This window comes from Bacillus sp. NMCC46 (genome assembly GCF_002998465.1).
Classification (GTDB): Bacteria; Bacillota; Bacilli; order Bacillales; family Bacillaceae; genus Bacillus.
On record NZ_PVQZ01000003.1, the window covers coordinates 205,166 to 225,173 of the forward strand.

Consider the following 20,008-nt stretch of genomic DNA (forward strand, 5'->3'; position numbering starts at 1 on the left):
AGAGTGTGCAAAAAGAAGAATTTATGGATGAATTACTCGCTTTTATGAAAGATGAAGCTTATAAACCGTTAACCGTTCAAGAGCTGGAAGTGATGATGGAGATTACCAATCCTGATGATTATAAAGAGCTCGTCAAAGCACTTGTGATGCTGGAAGATCAAGGACTCATCGTTCGCACGCGCAGCGATCGCTACGGTGTACCAGAAAAAATGAACTTGGTAAAAGGAAAGCTGTCTGCTCATGCAAAAGGCTTTGCATTTGTGACACCAGAAGAGTTTGGACAGGATGATATTTTCATTCCGCCTAATGAGCTAGGCACAGCGATGAATGGTGATACGGTCATGGTTCGTGTCAGCCACAAATCAAACGGCACAAAAAAAGAAGGAACTGTCATCCGAATTCTGGAGCGTAATACTCAGACGGTTGTCGGTACCTACACAGAAACGAAAAGCTTTGGCTTTGTCATTCCTGATGATAAAAAAATCACAACCGATATCTTCATCCCGAAATCCGCTAAAAATGGAGCGGTCGAAGGGCATAAAGTGGTCGTGACGCTGACAAGCTACCCAGAAGGAAGAATGAGTGCAGAGGGCGAAGTGACTGAAATCCTCGGTCATAAAAATGACCCTGGCATTGATATTTTATCGATCATTCATAAACACGGCCTGCCAGGTGAGTTCCCAGAAGAAGCGCTTCAGCAGGCAGTAGACACACCTGAAACGATTGATCAAAAAGACCTGGAAGGCAGACGTGACTTGCGCAACGAAACGATTGTAACAATTGACGGAGCAGATGCGAAGGACTTAGATGATGCCGTTACGGTGCAAAAGCTGGATGATGGCAAATATAAGCTAGGGGTGCATATTGCAGATGTCTCTCATTATGTCACAGAGAACTCCCCGATTGATCAGGAAGCTTATGAGCGTGGAACGAGTGTGTATCTCGTAGACCGCGTCATTCCGATGATCCCGCACCGCCTGTCAAACGGTATTTGCTCATTGAATCCGAAGGTCGATCGTCTCACCCTGTCTTGTGAAATGGTCATCGATCGAAATGGGAAGGTCGTCAAACATGAGATTTTCCAAAGTGTGATCAAAACGACGGAAAGAATGACCTATTCTGATGTGAATAAGATTTTAGTCGACCAAGACGAAGAGCTTTTAGACAAATATGAGCCGCTTGTGCCAATGTTCCAAGAGATGGAGAAGCTTGCAGAGATTCTTCGCGACAAACGAATGGAGCGCGGGGCAGTAGACTTTGACTTCAAGGAAGCAAAAGTGCTTGTAGATGATGAAGGAGCGGCGAAAGACGTTGTCGTTCGTGAGCGATCTGTCGCAGAGAAATTAATTGAAGAATTCATGCTTGTTGCAAACGAAACGGTTGCAGAGCATTTCCACTGGTTGAATGTACCTTTCATATATCGAATTCACGAAGAACCAAATCCTGAGAAGCTTCAGCGCTTTTTAGAGTTCGTGACAACGTTTGGTTACATTGTGAAAGGAACGTCGACAAACATCCACCCGCGTGCACTTCAAAGTGTACTTGATGCTGTGAGGGATCAACCAGAAGAAGTTGTGATACAAACCGTGATGCTTCGTTCGATGAAACAGGCGAAGTATGATCCAGAAAGCATCGGCCATTTTGGGTTATCAACGGAATTCTATACGCACTTTACATCACCGATCCGCCGTTATCCGGATTTAATCGTGCATAGACTGATCAGAACCTATTTGATTCAGAAAAAGACAGACGAAGCAACCTTAGAAAAGTGGGGCCAGCTGCTGCCTGAAATTGCAGATCATGCGTCTACTATGGAGCGCCGTTCAGTCGATGCAGAGCGTGAAACAGATGACCTCAAAAAGGCAGAATTTATGCTTGATAAAATCGGTGAAGAGTTTGATGGCATGATTAGTTCCGTGACGAACTTCGGACTATTTGTTGAACTGCCGAATACAATTGAAGGTCTTGTCCATGTCAGCTACATGACAGACGACTATTATCGCTTTGATGAACAGCACTTTGCCATGATCGGTGAGCGGACAGGAAATGTATATCGCATCGGTGACGAAATCACTGTCAAAGTGGTTAGTGTCAATAAAGATGAGCACTCCATTGATTTTGAAATCGTTGGCATGAAAGGCACCCGCCGTAAATCGCCAAAAGATTTTAAGTTCAAAAAACGGACAGATTCACCAGCGAAAAAAGGACGCGGAGGTCAAAATGCCTCTGGGGATAAACCAAAGGAAGATAAAGGCGGAAGTGACTGGTTCACAGGCAGTAAGAAGAAAAAAAAGAAAAAACGCGTATTTGATAACGCGCCAAAACAAAAGCGCAAAAAGAAAAAGTAACGTGCCAAAAAGCAAATAGGGCGTCACGCTCTATTTGCTTTTTGACCATATGGCGTCTGCATTGTCGAAAGCTGGATTGTTTGATAAAATAATCCGTACGATTTGGACCGTGTTTGCAAAAGGAGGGTGTACGCCAATGCCAAAGGGAGAGGGAAAGGTTGTTTCCCAAAACAAAAAAGCAAATCATGACTATTTTATAGAAGAAACGTATGAAGCCGGCCTTGTGTTACAAGGAACTGAAATCAAATCGATTCGTGCAGGAAAAGTGAATTTAAAAGATTCCTTTGCCAAAATCGAGCGAGGAGAAGTGTTTCTTCACAACATGCACGTGAGCCCATACGAGCAGGGGAACCGTTATAACCATGATCCGCTGAGAACGAGAAAGCTGCTGCTTCATCGCAAGCAAATCAGTAAATTGATTGGTGCGACAAAGGAAGAAGGCTACTCACTCGTGCCTCTGAAACTCTATTTAAAAAATGGCTTTGCCAAAGTGCTGATCGGAATTGGTAAAGGGAAAAAGAAATATGATAAACGTGAAGATCTGAAGAAAAAAGATGCAAAACGTGAAATCGAGCGTGCCTTCCGTGATCGTCAAAAGCAATTCTAGCCTGATGCAGATGGCTTGCTGAGAGCGGAAGCATTATGCTACAATATGTTATGCAGTAAACAATCATTGCTTTTCTTACAGAAACCACCAGTTGTTTCAAGCGAAGAGATTGTTATAATAGTTATATACGGAAGCAGTTAAGCTGAACGTTTCCATCCCGTATATCCCTTTTACAAGGGGACGTTACGGATTCGACAGGGATGGTTCGAGCTTAGGCTGCGAGCCGAGAGGCGATCTCGTTAACACGCACTTAAATGTAACTGGCAAAACTAAAAGTTTTAACCAAAACTTAGCACTAGCTGCCTAATAAGTGCAGCGAGCTCTTCCTGACATCGCCTATGTGTCTGTGAGGAGCCCAATGAAGTAGGCTACGCTTACGTTTCCGTCTGAGGACGTAAGAAGAGATCCATCAGACTAGCTCTCCAAGCGCCCGTCAGCAGGCATGCGGATGAGTGAACACGAAATATGTTGACTACGCTCGTAGACGCTTAAGTAATCGATGTCTCTGGACGTGGGTTCGACTCCCACCGTCTCCATACATAGAAATGGTTTGCATTTCACTTAGTGCCATAAACGTTGGATAACAACGTTTAGGCGCTTTTTTTATGTCTTTATTTTGTATAGTTGATAAAAGTTTAATTGATTAAAAATTCTAATTTTTGCTTTTGAGTGGTTTAACTAAGGGATAAATAAAAATTAAAAGGAATGAATTAATTTTAATATTAAACTTAAAATTTTATCGGGAAATATTACCTACCCAGAAATGCAAGGTGCTACAATGAAATTATCTAAAGAGGAAGGGTGAATTTTCAAATGAAGCAATATACATTTTTGCGAAAAGGATTAATTCATGAATTAGAAACATATTTAATTGGTCCACGAATGCAAGATGAGATTCTTGGAAAGAATATACGCCCAATGCAATTTTATTTAACAGGGAAGTTAGTTCCGTTTGGTTCAACATCAGATGTTATAAATGAACGTGATAATGCAATAGAAACACATGTGCAAGTCAGTGAAGAAAAGATAGATGAACAACTTACATTAAAAAAACTGTTTCGCTCATCTACTATGGGCATTAGTTTTAAACTTAAAAAATTAACAACTGTTGAAATTGAAGCTTCTTGGGCTATTTATGAGGACAAAGAACATAAGCGTTTACCACAAGCGGAAAATTGGAAAATTGATCTTTCAAATCAGAGAACAGGCACATTAGAAAATTTAAATGAATCTAAGTATGGAAAAGTGCGTTATACCGTTAATTATAGAAATAACTTATATCACGTAAATATTTTTTTAATGAATAGTTTAAAGAGAGAAAATCAATATCCTGAACAAGATGAAGTGATGTTTCAAAGCTCTTTAAAAGTACATATACCTACAATTCATGTTGCTAAATTTACATCTAAAGCTGATCAGTATCATGTCCAAAATGAACTTCTTTATCGTGACAAAGAAGAAATAGCAATCGGTCATGGCGTGGGGGTTGATTGGAAAACAGCCGGAAATATTACAACGATTTATTCAACATGGATGCCACGTTTTGAATTGCCGAATGTAGAACATTGTAAGATCGAAAATCAGTCATTTAAGATGAAGGATTTAAGTGAATATCCTGTAGACATTTTAAAAGAAAAATTAAGTGTTATACCATCAGCATATAAATTATGGTTGAATCATGAAACGAAAATAGTTAATGAGCTACCTGATTATTTAAAGAGTGAAGCAGAACAAAATATTTTAAAAGTAAAAAATACAATCGAACGTCTAGAAGAAGGAATTTCATTAGTTACAAAAAGTAATAATTCCTTATATTATTTGGCGTTTCAATTTGCAAACCGTGCGATGCTTTTGCAACGAGCGCAATCAGGTGTGGCTCAAACGTATCGTACTACCGGAGAGAGAATAAAACCTACATTAGATGGAGAATGGCGTTTATTCCAATTAATATTTTTACTTATGAATGTTGCCGGTATATCTGATGAACAGCATATAGATCGAGAAATTGTTGATTTAATTTGGTTCCCAACTGGGGGCGGTAAAACAGAGGCTTATTTAGGTGTGGCAGCTTATGTCATGGCATATCGCCGATTATTAGCCCCAAAACAAGTAGACAAGTATGCTGGAATTACAGTTTTTATGCGTTACACATTGCGTTTGTTAACAACGCAACAATTCCAACGAGCTGCAGCTTTAATTTGTGCTGCAGAAGTTCTGCGTAAACCAAATGCAAATTTATTTGGAGAAGAGCCATTTAGTATAGGGCTTTGGATTGGACAGGATTCATCTCCTAATAAATTTGCAGATGCAATGGATAAGCTTGAACAATTACGAGACGGTAAAGAAGTTAAGACGGGCAATCCTATTCAACTAATAAATTGTCCGTGGTGTGGGGCGGAACTAGGGCCGGATCAGTATGAAATTAACAAAAATTCACAGAAAATTTGTTGTTCTAATAAAGCATGTGCATTTAAACACGGAATTCCTGTTTATACAGTTGATGAGGCAATATATCTGAAGTTACCAACATTGCTAATTGGTACGGTAGATAAAATTGCTCAGTTACCTTGGAAACAAGATATGCATGAACTCTTTGGTAATAAAAACGTGTATCATCGTGAGTTAGGATTTAAATATACTAATTCTATCCCAAGGGGATACAGTCGTATTAATCGTTTGAAACCACCTGAATTAATTATTCAAGATGAGCTTCATTTGATTTCAGGACCATTAGGCTCTTTAACAGGTTTATATGAGGTAGCAACTGATCTATTAACAAGAAATAACGGAAGACCAGCTAAAGTAATTGCTTCAACAGCAACAATTAGTGGTGCGGATGAGCAAATTCGAGCTTTATACGGTCGGGAAATGCAGCAGTTCCCATTAGCTGTTCAAAAAGCAAATGATAATTTTGTTTCAAAAGAGGTGCCAACTTCTGAAAAGCCAGGGCGATGCTATGTAGGAATTTGTGCACCGGGAGTTAGTAATAAAATTCAAGCGATTCAAACATATAGTGCATATGCAACGATAACAAGAAGTGAGCCAAAGTTTAAAGTAGATCCATATTATACAATGCTAGGCTATTTTAATACGGTTAAAGAATTGGCAAGCATGGTTACTACTTTTAAAGATGAAGTAAACTCAAGATTAAATATGCTAGATCCAACAAATAAATTTGAACATGATCTAGCCGTTGAAGAATTAACGAGCCGCAAAAAAGCACAAGAAATTCCACAGCTACTAACACAAATGGAGAAAACTTTAGATGAAGCAGGTGTTCTTGATGCCGTCCTTGCAACGAATATGATTTCAGTAGGTGTCGATGTGGATCGACTTGGGACAATGTTTGTACAAGGGCAACCGAAAACGACTTCCGAATATATTCAAGCGACGAGCCGTGTTGGACGTAAATATCCAGGCGTTGTATTTGTTCTTCTTAATTCACTACGGTCTAGAGATTTATCGCATTTTGAGCGTTTTAAAGCATACCATCAAGCACTCTACCGTCATGTAGAAACGATGAGTGTAACACCTTTTGCAAAAGGTGCTTTATATAAAGGGTTAACAGGTACGTTTATTGGATTTATGCGTCAAACGATTATGGAAATCAACGCTGAGCAAAGTCCGAAAAAAATAGTACAACTACAAAATAAAGTAGATACAGCGAGCGTTCAATTTTTAGAAAGAGTTCAAAATGCTAATGGTGCAACCATTGAAAACGAAGTAAAGGATTTATTAGAATGGTGGCGAGAATTAGCTTGGAAGCACGCTGAAGACACATTAGCTTACAAAGAATCAAAATATGTTAAAGCTTACTTATTAAAAAACTTTAATGAAGAAGTGAATGTAAAAGATGCTCGTCCAGCAATGATGTCATTAAGAAATGTAGAAGCAGTCATTGAAATTGAGGTGTTAAAATCATGAATCAACAAAATGAAACAATCAGACCTTCGCAACTAATATACCAATCAGGACCAGGAGCAATTGTTGAACTTTTATCTCAAAGTGTTATCGTGAAATCAGCAGACCAGTGGCAATCAAGAAGGGCGCCTCAAGAAAAAGACATACGAATCACATCCTTTTTAGGGGTTGACCATGTACGCATTTTAAATGAAAATCCCGATAAACAAAAAATAAAAGCAGTCGAGTTTCCTAAATGGAAAATCTGTCCGAAATGCCATAATATGACGAATTATGGTGATGCTAATTGTTATTATTGTGCGCTGAAAAATGAAAAAGACATTCAGGAGCTTTATGCAAGCCGTTTTGTATTAGCATGTGAGAACGGTCACTTATCAGATTTTCCGTATGAAGAATGGGTACATCGAAATAAACCTTGTACAGAACATTCTAAAAATCCACGACTAATGCTAAAAACCTGTGACTCAAGTGGATCTCTATCTGATTTACACGTGATTTGCAGGCATTGTAATCATAAAGAAAGTTTAGGAAGTATTATGAAGTCTGAAGAAAGGGAGAATCATAGTTTATTTGATTGTCATGGGGAACGACCATGGATTAGTAATACTGCTAAACAGAAATGTAATTGTAAAATGAAAACGACGTTGCGTGGCGCATCTAATGTTTATTCACCTTCTGTTATGAGTTTTTTACAAGTGCCTTTAACAGCATCTAGCTCAGAATTTGAGGTTCTATATTTAGTAGAAAAAGATAAAGAAAATTTTAGTAAAGCATATCTAAGTATGGGTGAAGCAGGTCTTGAAATGGCATGTAATTTCAAAAATATCCCTTCTTCTTTTATACCTGCTATTAAGCAGTATTTAGATGGTTCAATAACGCTTTCAGAAAGTTCTACCTATGAATCAATTAAAAAGCAAGAGTGGAACACGCTAATTCAGGATGAAATAAACGAAGAACGTTTTTCATCTAAGAAGGTTGATATTGCGCCAACGTTAGTGCCGTATTTTGATGGGGTTTTCCGTGTGGATTCTGTACCTGAAGTACAAGTTTTAAAAGAATTTACTCGATTAGACTACATTGACCGATTTACAGATGAAGAATCGAAAACACAGCCGGTTGTTATAACAAGCGAACCGAAATGGTTACCAGCTGTGCGAAATTACGGTGAAGGTATTTTCTTTCAATTTAATTTAGAAAAATTGCTCCAATGGGAACAAACTGAGCAAATTACGAGTGCTATTGTAAGAGCATATAATACCCAGCGTGAAGAATTTAAAAAGTCACCATTAGATATTCTGCCACGCCAAATTTTGTTGCATACATTTAGCCATGCTTTGTTGCAGGAACTAGCTGCACATTGCGGCTATACAACGACGTCTTTAAAAGAGCGTATTTATGCAAACGATGACATGTATGGTGCATTTATATACACTGCCTCTGGAGATTCAGAAGGAAGTTTAGGTGGATTAACAAACTTGGCTCAAAGCGAAAAGTTATTACCCATAATTATTCGTGCATTAGAAAAGATGAGCTATTGTTCATCTGATCCAATCTGTTCGGATGGGGAATTTGAATATCATACGTCAGCAAATGGCGCGGCCTGTCATGCATGTACATTTGTTTCCGAAACTTCGTGTGAATGGGGAAATTTATTGCTTGATCGTCGAACATTAATCAACATTAATCCGAATGAGAAAGACGGTTACTTTGATCAATTATTAGAAATGTAATGTAAGAGGTGCTGAATTTTGAAAATAGATTTAGTCGATAATAAAGGGAATAACACACTCGTTCATGTAATGAAAGGTGAAATAAAAAACGGATCGGAAATTGCAGTGGCCTCTGCAAAATTGAGTATGAATATTTTTAAAGAATTAAAAAAAACGTTAGCGAAAGGGGAATCTTTTCGCTTTCTCTTTACAGAGCAAACCTTTTATCAACAAGAAATTGATGATAATCATCAATTTAAATTAGTAGAAAGAAAAGGCCAGCAGCTCGATTTAGAAGGAAACCAGTTTGAAATTCCATTAAGAAATCAAATGCAGTCTAAACAAATTGCACGAGAGTTATCCGAATGGATCAATCAACACGCCCAGTTTAAGACAATTTTAGGTGACAGCTCGTACCCTAAGCAAATCATGATTAAAAACAAAATGGATGAGGACATTTTTATTCAATCGGAAATTGAGTTTACAGCAGATGGGTTAGGCATTACTTCTTCAAAACGTCAAGCAAGCTATACAGTTATGAAAGAGACACTTGGTGTTACAAAAAACTTGCTTGCAGAATTTGACCTAATTTGGAAAGATGAAACAAAATCGAAAGAAGTTACTGCAGAAGTTTTAGAGCAACTAGATGCTTTTCAAAAAGAAAATGCGCCGGAGTGGCTCTATTTTGTAACGTTATATAATATTTTCACGGAGAATTTAGAAGGTCTTTCAGAGGATAATATTCTTAAAGAAGGATTGAACTTTAAAGATACGTTTATTTGGAATAAGTTGTACCCGTTCCAACGCGATGGTGTACTAGGCATGATCGATAAAATGGAGAACTATAATGGCTGCATTTTAGCGGATAGTGTGGGGCTAGGGAAAACATTTTCAGCACTCGCGGTCATCAAATACTATGAGCTGCGAAATGATCGTGTATTAGTCTTATGTCCGAAAAAGCTACGAGATAACTGGGCAGTTTACACACAAAATGATAAGCGAAATGTGTTAAATGAAGACCGCTTTAACTATGATGTGTTAAATCATACCGATTTAAATCGCGAAAGTGGTATGACGGGTGAAATACGTCTCGATACAATCAATTGGTCAAATTATGATTTAGTAGTAATCGATGAATCGCACAACTTTCGAAACAACAATGCGCATAAGGGTCGATTGACACGCTATCAAAAGCTTATGCAGGAAATTATTAAAAAAGGTGTAAAGACAAAGGTGCTATTATTATCGGCTACACCCGTAAATAATAAAATGAATGATATCAAAAATCAAATTGCTTTTATAACAGAAGATAACGATCAGGCACTTAAAAAAGAAGGTATAGATAGTATTGAGCAAACGTTACGCGCGGCACAAGCATCGTTCAATCGTTGGTCAGCTTTGCCAGCACCGAAGCGAACGACTGAAGAGTTCTTAAATAGGGTTGAGCAAGACTACTTCCAATTGCTTGATTTACTAACCATTGCTCGAAGTCGTAAGCACATTGAGAAATATTATAATGTCAAAGATATTGGTAGTTTCCCAACTCGGTTGAAGCCGCTTTCTATTAAAGCCGATGTTGATACAGAACACCGATTTGTTAATATGAACGAAGTCAATGAGCGTTTAGAGTCATTGAGCTTTAGTATTTATCAGCCAATGAAATACGTTTTACCTCATAAACGAAAGTATTATGAAGAATTGTATGATACTAGAGTAAAGGGTGGCCAATCGACGTTTAAACAAACAGACCGTGAGTTTGCAGTAGCAGCTTTAATGAAGGTGAACTTGTTCAAGCGTTTAGAAAGTTCTATTCATTCATTTAGACTGACGCTTGAAAAATTAGTTAGACGAATTGAAGATACACTCCAAACATTACAGCTTCAAAATCAGCCAACATATTCGGAACAATATGATGATACGGAGTTAGATGATGAACAGCTCGAAGCGATTACAGTAGGTAGTGACAAAGTACAAATTCAATTAAATGATATTGATGCGTTGAAATGGGCAGGAGATTTACGTGCCGATTTAGCCACATTACAGGATTTATTACAACAAGCAACACAAATTTCAACTATACGTGATGCCAAGCTTGAACAATTAGTCAATTTAATAAAAGGAAAAATTGAAAATCCAATTAATCCAGGCAATAAAAAGGTTATTATTTTCTCAGCGTTCGCTGACACGGCTAAGTACTTGTACGATAATCTTTCAGAGCGTTTACTTAATAAACAACTTCATTCTGCGTTAGTTGTCGGAAGTGGAGCGAATAAATGTACCTTAAAAGGCGTTCGTGTCAAAGACATTAATGATATTTTAATGAACTTTTCACCAAAATCTAAGGAACGCTACAAGGTGGATAGTAAACGTACAGATGAAATTGATATACTTTTTGCGACCGACTGTATTTCTGAAGGACAAAACTTACAGGACTGTGATTACTTAATAAACTACGATATTCATTGGAATCCAGTACGTGTCATCCAACGATTTGGACGTATTGATCGTATCGGTTCAACTAATACAGAAATTCAACTCGTCAACTTTTGGCCGAATATGGAATTAGATGAATATATCAATTTAGAAGAACGTGTGAAAGGACGAATGAAAATATTGAATACTTCTGCCTCTGGGGAAGAAGATATTTTAGATACGACATCGAAAGAAATGAATGATTTAGAATATCGTCGCAATCAATTAAAAGCGCTGCAAAATGATGTGTTAAACTTAGAGGATGTTTCAGGTGTGATATCGATTACTGACTTAACATACACCGATTTCAAAAGTGATTTAAGTACCGCATTAAAGTCCTATAAAAAAGAGCTTGCAGCTGCACCAAAAGGTTTGTATGCGGTTGTAAATAATGCCGATTTGCCTGAAGCAAAATCAGGTGTGATTTTTTGTTTCAAACAGCATAAAGAAGTAGCTGTTGAAAGCAATAGCTTAGCACCATACATTTTATTGTATGTGACAGATGAAGGCGAAGCGTTTATACATTACACACATGCGAAGAAAATATTAGATGTTTATCGTAAATTAACACTTGGCAAACAACAGCCAGAATTAAATTCAGTTGAGTGGTTTAATAAGCAAACAAACGATGCAGCGGATTTGGAGCATTATCAAGACTTATTGAAGCAATCAATTGATATTATTAAAGATAAACAAGAAGAGGTAGGCTTTGAAAGCTTGTTTAACTTCGGTTCCAATACATTGCAAGGACAGTTGGAGTTAGGTGACGATGAAATTGAACTCATTTCATTCTTAGTTGTAAAGGATGAAGCATGATGAATGAAGCGCAATTATTAAAGGCGATTGGATTTCCGAAAGCAACGCAAATTATGAAAACATTGCCGTACAATCAAATAGAAAACAAGCTAACATCAGCTCAGAAAAAAGCCATATCTGAACATGTTGTATCGAGAGGGATTCGTATTTTAGCGACGATCCAAGCGAGCAATACAAATATCGATACATTTGAAAGTGAAACAGAGCGTTATGATTCAATCGTTTTTTTAGCTATAAACGTAAAGAATTTAAAAAAGGCAGTGCAAATTTATAAGGTGTTTATGAGTATTATGCCGAATCCTTTAGTAATTATATTCTTTGATGGTTCAAATAAGAAATGGATATTCTCTACACACATTAAGAAAAAAGATGGATACTTAGTAGATGATACTATTTATGAAATAAAAGAATCCGTAAGTCTGCAACAGGTTGAACAACAATTGAAATTTGAAAACCTTAGTAAAACAAATTTAAAAATGTTTTATGAATCGTGGCTTGAGCGTTTACTACAATTAGAATTACAATCTCGATATAAGATTTATACACCGATTTCCTTAAAAAATAATTTGCTGGAGAAACTCGTCGTGATGGACGCACAAATTGACGATTATGTAAGGCGGGCTAAAAAAGAAACACAATTGAACATGCGGGTTGAATTACAACAAGCAGCAAATAAAGTAAAGATTGCGAAACAAGCATTAATAGAAAAGGAGCAAGACAATGGTTAATAAAATGAATGGTGAATCCTTAGATATAACGGCACAAAATATTGACCGTTTAAAAGAGCTATTCCCAGAAATCTTAACTGATGGTGAAAAAATTGATTTTGATATGCTGAAAACGGTATTAGGCGAAGGTGTAGAAACAGAGCAGGAACGTTACCAGTTCACATGGCATGGCAAAAAAAAGATGATTGAAGGCACTCAAAAGCCTTCAAAAGGTACATTACGCCCTGTTCCAGAAAAAAGTAAAAACTTTGATACAACGGAAAACCTTTATATTGAAGGTGATAACTTAGAAGCTTTGAAGTTATTGCAAAAATCTTATAACGGCAAAATTAAAATGATATACATCGATCCACCATATAATACGGGCAAGGATTTTGTATATAAAGATAATTTTAAAGATGGTGTTCAGAATTATTTACAGCAAACAGGACAAGTGGATGCAGAAGGCAATGTGCTTTCAACGAATACAGAAAGTAATGGGCGATTCCATACGGATTGGTTGAATATGATGTATGCGAGATTGAAGTTAGCAAGGAATTTGTTAACAGATGATGGTTTGATTTTTATTAGTATTGATGATAATGAATTAATGAATTTACTTAATATAACTTCAGAAATTTTTGGTGAGGCAAACTATATTTCTAATTTCGTAGTTGAAAAAAGAACAAATAGAGAAAATAGGAAGGTAGTATCTTCAAGGCATGAATATTTAGTTTGTTTTGCAAAAAATATAGCTAGTAAAACTCCGATTTTGAAACAATTGCCAATGAGTGAAAAGGCATTAGCAAATTATAAAAATCCTGATAATGATCCAAATGGATTGTGGAAATCTGACCCTGCTACTGCACAAGCTGGTCATGGTACAAAGTCACAATTTTACGATTTGGTAGCACCTAATGGAAAAATCCACAAGTTACCTAGTGGAAGATGCTGGCTGTATACAAAAGAAGAGATGGATAAGCATATAAAAAATAATCTTATTTGGTTTGGAAAAGATGGTAATGGAGTTCCTCGTGTGAAAACATATTTATATGCAAAAGAACGTGGGTTGACTCCAGAGTCAATGTGGTTTTCCGAGGATGTATCGACTAATGAAAATGCTAAAAATGCATTCAAAAAGTTGTTTGATGATTTAGCAATCTTTGAGACACCAAAACCAGTAGAGTTAATTCAACAAGCATTACGTATTAGCACCGATTATTCAAAAGAAGAAATCGTCTTAGATTTCTTTTCGGGTTCTGCAACATCAGCTCATGCAGTGATGCAATTAAATGCCGAAGATGGTGGAAACCGTAAATTCATCATGGTTCAATTACCGGAAACATTAGATGAGAATTCAGAAGCGTATAAGAATGGCTATCGTACAATTTGTGATATCGGTGAAGAACGAATTCGTCGAGCTGGAGAGAAAATTAAAGCTGAACTAAAAGAAAAAGAGCAAAACGCAGGTATGCTAGATGCGAAAATTGTAGATCCAGAGGCCTTAGATATTGGTTTTAAAGTATTAAAACTTGATGCATCGAATATTCGCGAATGGAATGTCGATTTCGCTAATTTAGAAGATGAACTTGATTTATACGAAACACCTTTTGTTGAAGATCGCTCAGAGCTGGATATTGTGTATGAAATTATGTTAAAGCAAGGTTTAGAATTAACATATCCGATTGAAACCTTTGAAGTAAACGGTAAAAAAGTTTACGACATTGCTTTTGGAAGTTTATTTATTTGCTTATCAAAAGAGATTACGCCAGAAATTGCAAAAGCAATAATTGTACGCCGTGAGGAGCATGGAACTGAAACAAGCAGCGTTATATTCAGCGATACGGGTTTTGGAGATGATTCAGATAAATTGAACTGTATTGAAATTCTAAAAGATGCAGGTTATCCAGAAGATAACTTGTTAACAATTTAGAGGTGAGCGGTAATGAAAATTCAATTTGATGAATTAACGTATCAAGCAGATGCGATAAGCGCTGTATTGAGTGTATTTGAAGGGCAACAAATTCGTAAATCAGAATTTACGATTATGGATCAAGATATACAGGGAAAGCTATTTGGTGAAAAAGGTGTCGGCAATAAAATTGATGTATCAGAAAGTAAACTGCTACAAAATGTTCAACAGATTCAAATTAAGCAAGGTATTCCAATTGCTCAATCAATTCCATCACCTTTTCCCCAGTTCAATATCGAAATGGAAACAGGAACAGGAAAAACCTTTGTTTATTTAAAATCGATTTTGGAAATGAATCGTAAATTTGGATTTACTAAATTTATTATTGTAGTTCCTTCTGTAGCGATTAAAGAAGGGGTTATGAAAACACTACAAATGACGAAAGAATATTTTAAAACGCAAATGCAAGGAATTGTTTATCGTGAATTTATGTACGATAGTTCTAAATTAGAAAATATACAAGCATTTGCTTCAAATGAAAATGTGGAAATTATGGTTATTAATATTCAAGCGTTCAATAGTGAAGATAATATTTTCAACCGCAACGACCGTGATAGCTTATATGGTATTTCACCTAAAGATTATATTGCGGAAACGAATCCAATTGTCTTGATTGACGAGCCACAAAGTGTAGATAGTACAGCTAATGCAAAGGCTGCAATTGCTGCTTTAAATCCGTCGCTTGTATTCCGCTTCTCTGCAACGCATAAAGAAGAAGGTTATCCCTTACTTTATAAATTGGGACCTGTTGAAGCGTATCAAAATAAGCTAGTAAAACAAATTGAAGTAGCGGGAGTTAAACGCACAATTGATGGTAATATGGCTCACTTACGATTAATAGGTATTAAAGCGACGAAGACTGCTGTTACAGCATCCGTAGAGGTTTTAGTGAAAACGAAAGCAGGCATTGTGAAAAAGATTATTTCTTTAAAGAAAAACGATGACTTAGTGAAAAAGACAAAGCTAACGGCTTATGAAGAGATTGGTTATGTTCGTGATATATCAGCTGAAAAGGACAATGAGTACATTGAGTTTTCAGGCGAGCCATCTGTCATTTTTTTAAGTCAAGCACATTACGCAGACTTAGAGGTGAAGCGTGGTCAAATTCGTAAAACAATTGAGGAACATTTAAATAAAGAGTTAAAGCTAAATGCTTTAGGAATTAAAGTGTTAAGTCTATTCTTTATTGATAACGTAGCAAACTACCGAAAATATGATGATGAAGGTAAGTCTTATTTAGGGAAATACGGTCAAATTTTTGAAGAAGAGTATAGAGACGTATTAAAATCTCCAAAATATAAAAAGCTTCGTGATTATCGTATTCCTGGTGAAGAAGTACATAATGGCTACTTCTCAATCGATAAGAAAGGTAAATTCAAAAATGGTGGGGAAAAAGATGAAAGTGCCTTCCGAATCATCATGAAAGACAAAGAAGATTTACTGACGATGTATGATGAAGAAAAAAGGATGACAAAAAAAGCTCATAAGTTGCGTTTTATTTTCTCACATTCAGCATTAAAGGAAGGTTGGGACAACCCTAACGTCTTCCAAATTTGTACGTTAATTGATTCGAAAGATGAACTTACGAAGCGCCAAAAAATCGGCCGTGGTCTTCGCATAGCTGTTAATCAAAATGGTGAGCGAGTACACGGATTCGAAGTAAATACATTAACAGTGATGGCAAACGAAAGCTATGATGAATTTGCAAATGGCTTACAACATGAGTATGAAAAAGAAGGTATAGAGTTCGGTATTTTTAAGCATGATACATTTAGTTCGCTTGTGCTAGAGGAAGATGAACTGACAGGTTATCGAAAACCTTTAGGTCATGAGTATTCAAAAAAACTAGTTGAATATTTAACGGAGCAAAAATACATAGATTCAAAAGGGAAAGGTACTGTCGCCTTAGCGATAGCAATTAAAGATCAAGTATTTGAACTACCTGAAGAATATACGGTACTTGCGCCTAATATGACTGAGAAAGTTATCGCTGCAATTGAGCAGAAATTTAATACAGAGAAAATTGAAATTAAAGATCATGCAAAAAAAGAAACGGTTCATTTAAATAAAGAAGCGCTATCTGGGCCATTCCTTGAGCTGTGGGAGCGCATTAAATATAAAACGACGTATTCGATTCAATTTGATAGTGAACAGTTCATTAGCGATGCGGCAAAAAAATTAAAGGATGAATTGTTAGTACGTATTCAGAAATTAGAATACGAACGAATGCAATTAAAAATCGAAGAAAGTGGTATCGAAGAAAAAACAACAACAAAAACAAGTTTCAGTACAGTTCAACGAGAATACACAAAAACTCCTGATATTTTAACGGAGTTACAGCAAGAGACGAAACTAACTCGTAAAACATTAATTGCGGTTTTAAAGAAGAGTGATACTCTACATGATTTTAAAGTGAATCCACAAATGTATATGCTAGAGGCCGCGCGCATTATTAATGCAGCTAAACGCTTAGCAATGGTGGATGGCGTTAAATATGAGAAACTGGAAACAGAAGAAGTATACGATCAAAGCTTATTCAAACAAGAAGAAATTGAATCGTATGAAGATAGCATTGTGAAAGTTTCAGATAATCGTTCTACTTATGACCATGTAATTGTAGATTCTAAAATTGAAAGAGATTTTGCCGAAGCATGTGAAAAAGATCCAAATGTAAAGTTTTATATTAAATTGCCTGCAGACTTTAAAATTAAAACGCCACTTGGAAATTATAACCCTGACTGGGCATTATCTGTTGAAGAAGATGGCAAAGAGAAATTGTACTTTATTGTAGAGACAAAAGGAAGTACAGCCGCCGAAGATTTACGCAAAACAGAATTAGAAAAAATCCGTTGTGGAGAAAAGCACTTTGCTGCGATCAATACTGGTATTACATTTAAGCGAGCAGTTGAACTAGATCAAGTTTATTAAATGTCAGGAGACTTTTTTACATCGGTATACTATTTGAAGTAGTAAAAGGTTGAAGAAAGAATTAAACCTTATTATTTGACATGGTAACTCACGCAAAACTGATAATCCACAAATGGGAATTACGTTGTCGAAAGAGGAATTAATACGCATTAGTGATTCTAAGAATAAGCATGAGGAGTGCTTATTCTTAGAATTAGATTTGTATCGGTATATCATTCGCCAATTAATGATCGACTTTATTAAAATGTTTCCTCGGATAAGTCTCTAAAAACCGCACAAACAAAGGACAAACCACAATCACCGCAATTATCATCAACAAACTATTCGATACAATTTTCACAAACGTTGTTTGAACCACATAAACTGCGATCAGCAGTAAATAACTCACCAAAAATATCAATCCAGAACTTCTCTTTTCAAATGGCTTCTCCAAAAGAATCAGCATAAACAGCCCCGCCATGATAATCAAAAAAGTCATATACCTTGCAAGCCTCCTCTTCATTGATTCCCAATCCCACATTGTACAGATATTTCTCCGATCGCAACATATCTCTCCCTCAAATTAAGCAAAAAGTAGCGGAAATATAAGGTCTCATGAACAAAAGTCGACCGACACTTTACAAAAAACCTCCAACCAAATCAAAATCACATCTTCCCATTTGCGACTTCCTCATATATAGTAGGATTAGACTAGTTCTAAATAACTGAAATTGGGGCGTTTACATGGATTCGATTGTTTTACATTTTATTGTGATCATGAGTGTTTCTGGCATTCTGTCCGTGATATTATCAATCATTGCTCATGCGAACCGCCACCGGTATATTGGCTGTCAATTGTTTATGTACATGTCTGGAGCAACTGCGATTTATATCTTTGGGCACACGTTTGAATTATTGGCAAGTACACCTGGACAGATCATGTTCTGGGTTTGTTTTCAATACATAGGTCTTCCGTTCATCGCGCCATTCAGTCTAATGATTGTGCTGCAATTTACGGGATTCCATCAATATTTCACAAAGCGCCGCGTGCTTCTCATCTTACTGATTCCAACTCTCACCACCATTATGGTGTTCACTAATTCTTTTCATTCACTCTTTTATCGAAGCATCACGATGAATCCGGTAGACGGATTTTTATTGGCTGACTTTACGATTGGCTATTGGTATATCATTCATGGCGTCTTTACATTTGGCTGTTCGATGCTCGCTATTTTTATGCTGGTTTGGTTTTTGCGTGTCACAAAAAAAGAATATTTAAAGCAGATCCTCATTTTGCTAGTGGGCATGTTACTGCCAATCACGACATCTTTTATCTATTTATTAGGTGTGACACCTCTTCATATTGACCCTGTCCCTGTGGTGATGTTTTTAACCAATGCACTCTACTTATGGGCGATTATGTCGTTCCAGCTCTTTAAGCTCTCTCCCATTGCGATGGAGCGTGTGTTTGAGCATATGTCTGAGGGGGTTCTCATTTTAGATCGATACCGGACACTCATAGATTACAACCCCGCTGCTGCATCGATCATTCCAGCACTTTCTAATAAAAAGGGGATTGGCTATAAAATAGACGATATTTTCTCAGGAATCATCAAAGATACTGACTTCATTCAGTGGCTGCGTTCTCCTCAGGATCATTCGCAATATGATTTAATGTTGAAAAGGGAAAAAGGTCATTCCAGCTATTATCACTTGACCGCATCGTCCCTATTTAATAGGAGAGGAGAGATCGAGGGCAGGCAAATTGTGATCAGTGATGTAACAGAGCAGCGTTTGCTCCAGGAAGAGCTGGAGCGCCGTGCGTATATTGATGGATTGACGAATATCTTCAATCGGTCTTCATTTATTGAACGAACGCAGATGATCCTAGAAGGGGATGCGCAGGATACGGCTGTTATGCTGTTTGATATTGATTTTTTTAAACAAATCAATGACACGCACGGACATCATATTGGAGACGAGGCGCTGCGTCATGTTGTCACCATTTGTCAGCAGCATTTACAAATGGACGATTTATTCGGACGATATGGCGGAGAAGAGTTTGCTATTTGTCTGCCGCATCATTCTTTTGAAGAGGCGTGTCATATTGCGGAGCGAATTAGACATTCGTTTGAGATGAGTTTCTTTGAGAATGATGAGGAAAAAGTGCGAGTGACAGCGAGCTTTGGAATTGCTCACACAGCTTATGATCCAAATGTATTAGAAACTCTTCTATTTGAAGCAGACCAAGCTTTGTATATGTCAAAACGCCAAGGACGCAACCGGATTTATGCGTCCACTGGAGCGGACTATATGCTTTATGAAGAGCATTAACCTGCTGCTAGCTTCTCATTGACGGTTGTCCTGACATTCGATATGATAAACATAACATTTGAACGGTTTCCTAAAGGGGAGTAGCTTTTACGGTTTGGTCGTCATTACAGAAACATCCGTTGTTTCTCGGCCATTCCGGCATGAACATGTTAGCCAGACCTTTGCCTATCACACATGAGGCAAAGGTCTGGCTTTTTTAGGTCTTATTGCATCTG

The 20,008-nt window shown here is 37.0% G+C and carries 10 protein-coding genes and 1 other RNA gene; 10 read left to right on the top strand and 1 reads right to left on the bottom strand.

The genetic code is table 11. From position 1 onward, the window contains the following. Window positions 1–5 precede the first annotated feature (5 nt). The 9 genes from rnr (at window position 6) to C6Y01_RS10655 (ending at window position 17,480) form a co-directional block, all read left to right on the top strand. The gene (rnr, locus tag C6Y01_RS10615) at window positions 6–2,348 is read left to right on the top strand and encodes a ribonuclease R (RefSeq protein ID WP_095285776.1); all 2,343 of its coding nucleotides are present in this window, start codon (window positions 6–8) and stop codon (window positions 2,346–2,348) included. A 136-nt stretch (window positions 2,349–2,484) separates the two neighbouring features. After that, window positions 2,485–2,955 (top strand): SsrA-binding protein SmpB, encoded by a 471-nt coding sequence (gene smpB, locus C6Y01_RS10620; RefSeq protein ID WP_012011279.1) that lies wholly within the window; start codon window positions 2,485–2,487, stop codon window positions 2,953–2,955. A gap of 176 nt (window positions 2,956–3,131) precedes the next feature. Beyond that, window positions 3,132–3,494, top strand: a transfer-messenger RNA (tmRNA) gene (gene ssrA, locus C6Y01_RS10625). A gap of 274 nt (window positions 3,495–3,768) precedes the next feature. Then, complete coding sequence (drmA, locus tag C6Y01_RS10630) at window positions 3,769–6,879, top strand: DISARM system helicase DrmA (RefSeq protein WP_223249908.1); 3,111 nt, start codon at window positions 3,769–3,771, stop codon at window positions 6,877–6,879. Beyond that, window positions 6,876–8,606 carry a DUF1998 domain-containing protein gene (gene drmB / locus C6Y01_RS10635; protein WP_106036513.1) on the top strand — a complete coding sequence of 577 codons (1,731 nt, stop codon included), beginning with the start codon at window positions 6,876–6,878 and terminating at the stop codon, window positions 8,604–8,606. Before drmA ends, drmB begins: the two co-directional genes overlap by 4 nt. A gap of 18 nt (window positions 8,607–8,624) precedes the next feature. Further along, entirely contained in the window at window positions 8,625–11,873 is a 3,249-nt protein-coding gene (locus C6Y01_RS10640; RefSeq protein ID WP_106036514.1) for a helicase-related protein, read from the top strand. Continuing rightward, window positions 11,873–12,601: a DUF4391 domain-containing protein gene (locus C6Y01_RS10645; RefSeq protein WP_189288302.1), complete on the top strand. Its 729-nt coding sequence runs from the start codon at window positions 11,873–11,875 to the stop codon at window positions 12,599–12,601. Before C6Y01_RS10640 ends, C6Y01_RS10645 begins: the two co-directional genes overlap by 1 nt. Further along, entirely contained in the window at window positions 12,594–14,513 is a 1,920-nt protein-coding gene (locus C6Y01_RS10650) for a site-specific DNA-methyltransferase (RefSeq protein WP_106036516.1), read from the top strand. The genes C6Y01_RS10645 and C6Y01_RS10650 overlap by 8 nt, the downstream gene beginning before the upstream one ends. Window positions 14,514–14,525: 12 nt before the next feature. Beyond that, window positions 14,526–17,480 (top strand): restriction endonuclease, encoded by a 2,955-nt coding sequence (locus C6Y01_RS10655; RefSeq protein WP_106038188.1) that lies wholly within the window; start codon window positions 14,526–14,528, stop codon window positions 17,478–17,480. Between the two features lie 223 nt (window positions 17,481–17,703). Here the strand turns inward: C6Y01_RS10655 and C6Y01_RS10660 are convergent, their stop codons facing one another. Continuing rightward, window positions 17,704–17,958: a hypothetical protein gene (locus C6Y01_RS10660; protein WP_106036518.1), complete on the bottom strand. Its 255-nt coding sequence runs from the start codon at window positions 17,956–17,958 to the stop codon at window positions 17,704–17,706. A gap of 245 nt (window positions 17,959–18,203) precedes the next feature. Here C6Y01_RS10660 and C6Y01_RS10665 point away from each other — a divergent pair, with 245 nt between their 5' ends. Continuing rightward, window positions 18,204–19,793, top strand: a complete 1,590-nt coding sequence (locus tag C6Y01_RS10665) for a histidine kinase N-terminal 7TM domain-containing diguanylate cyclase (RefSeq protein ID WP_106036519.1) — start codon at window positions 18,204–18,206, stop codon at window positions 19,791–19,793. Window positions 19,794–20,008 lie beyond the last annotated feature (215 nt).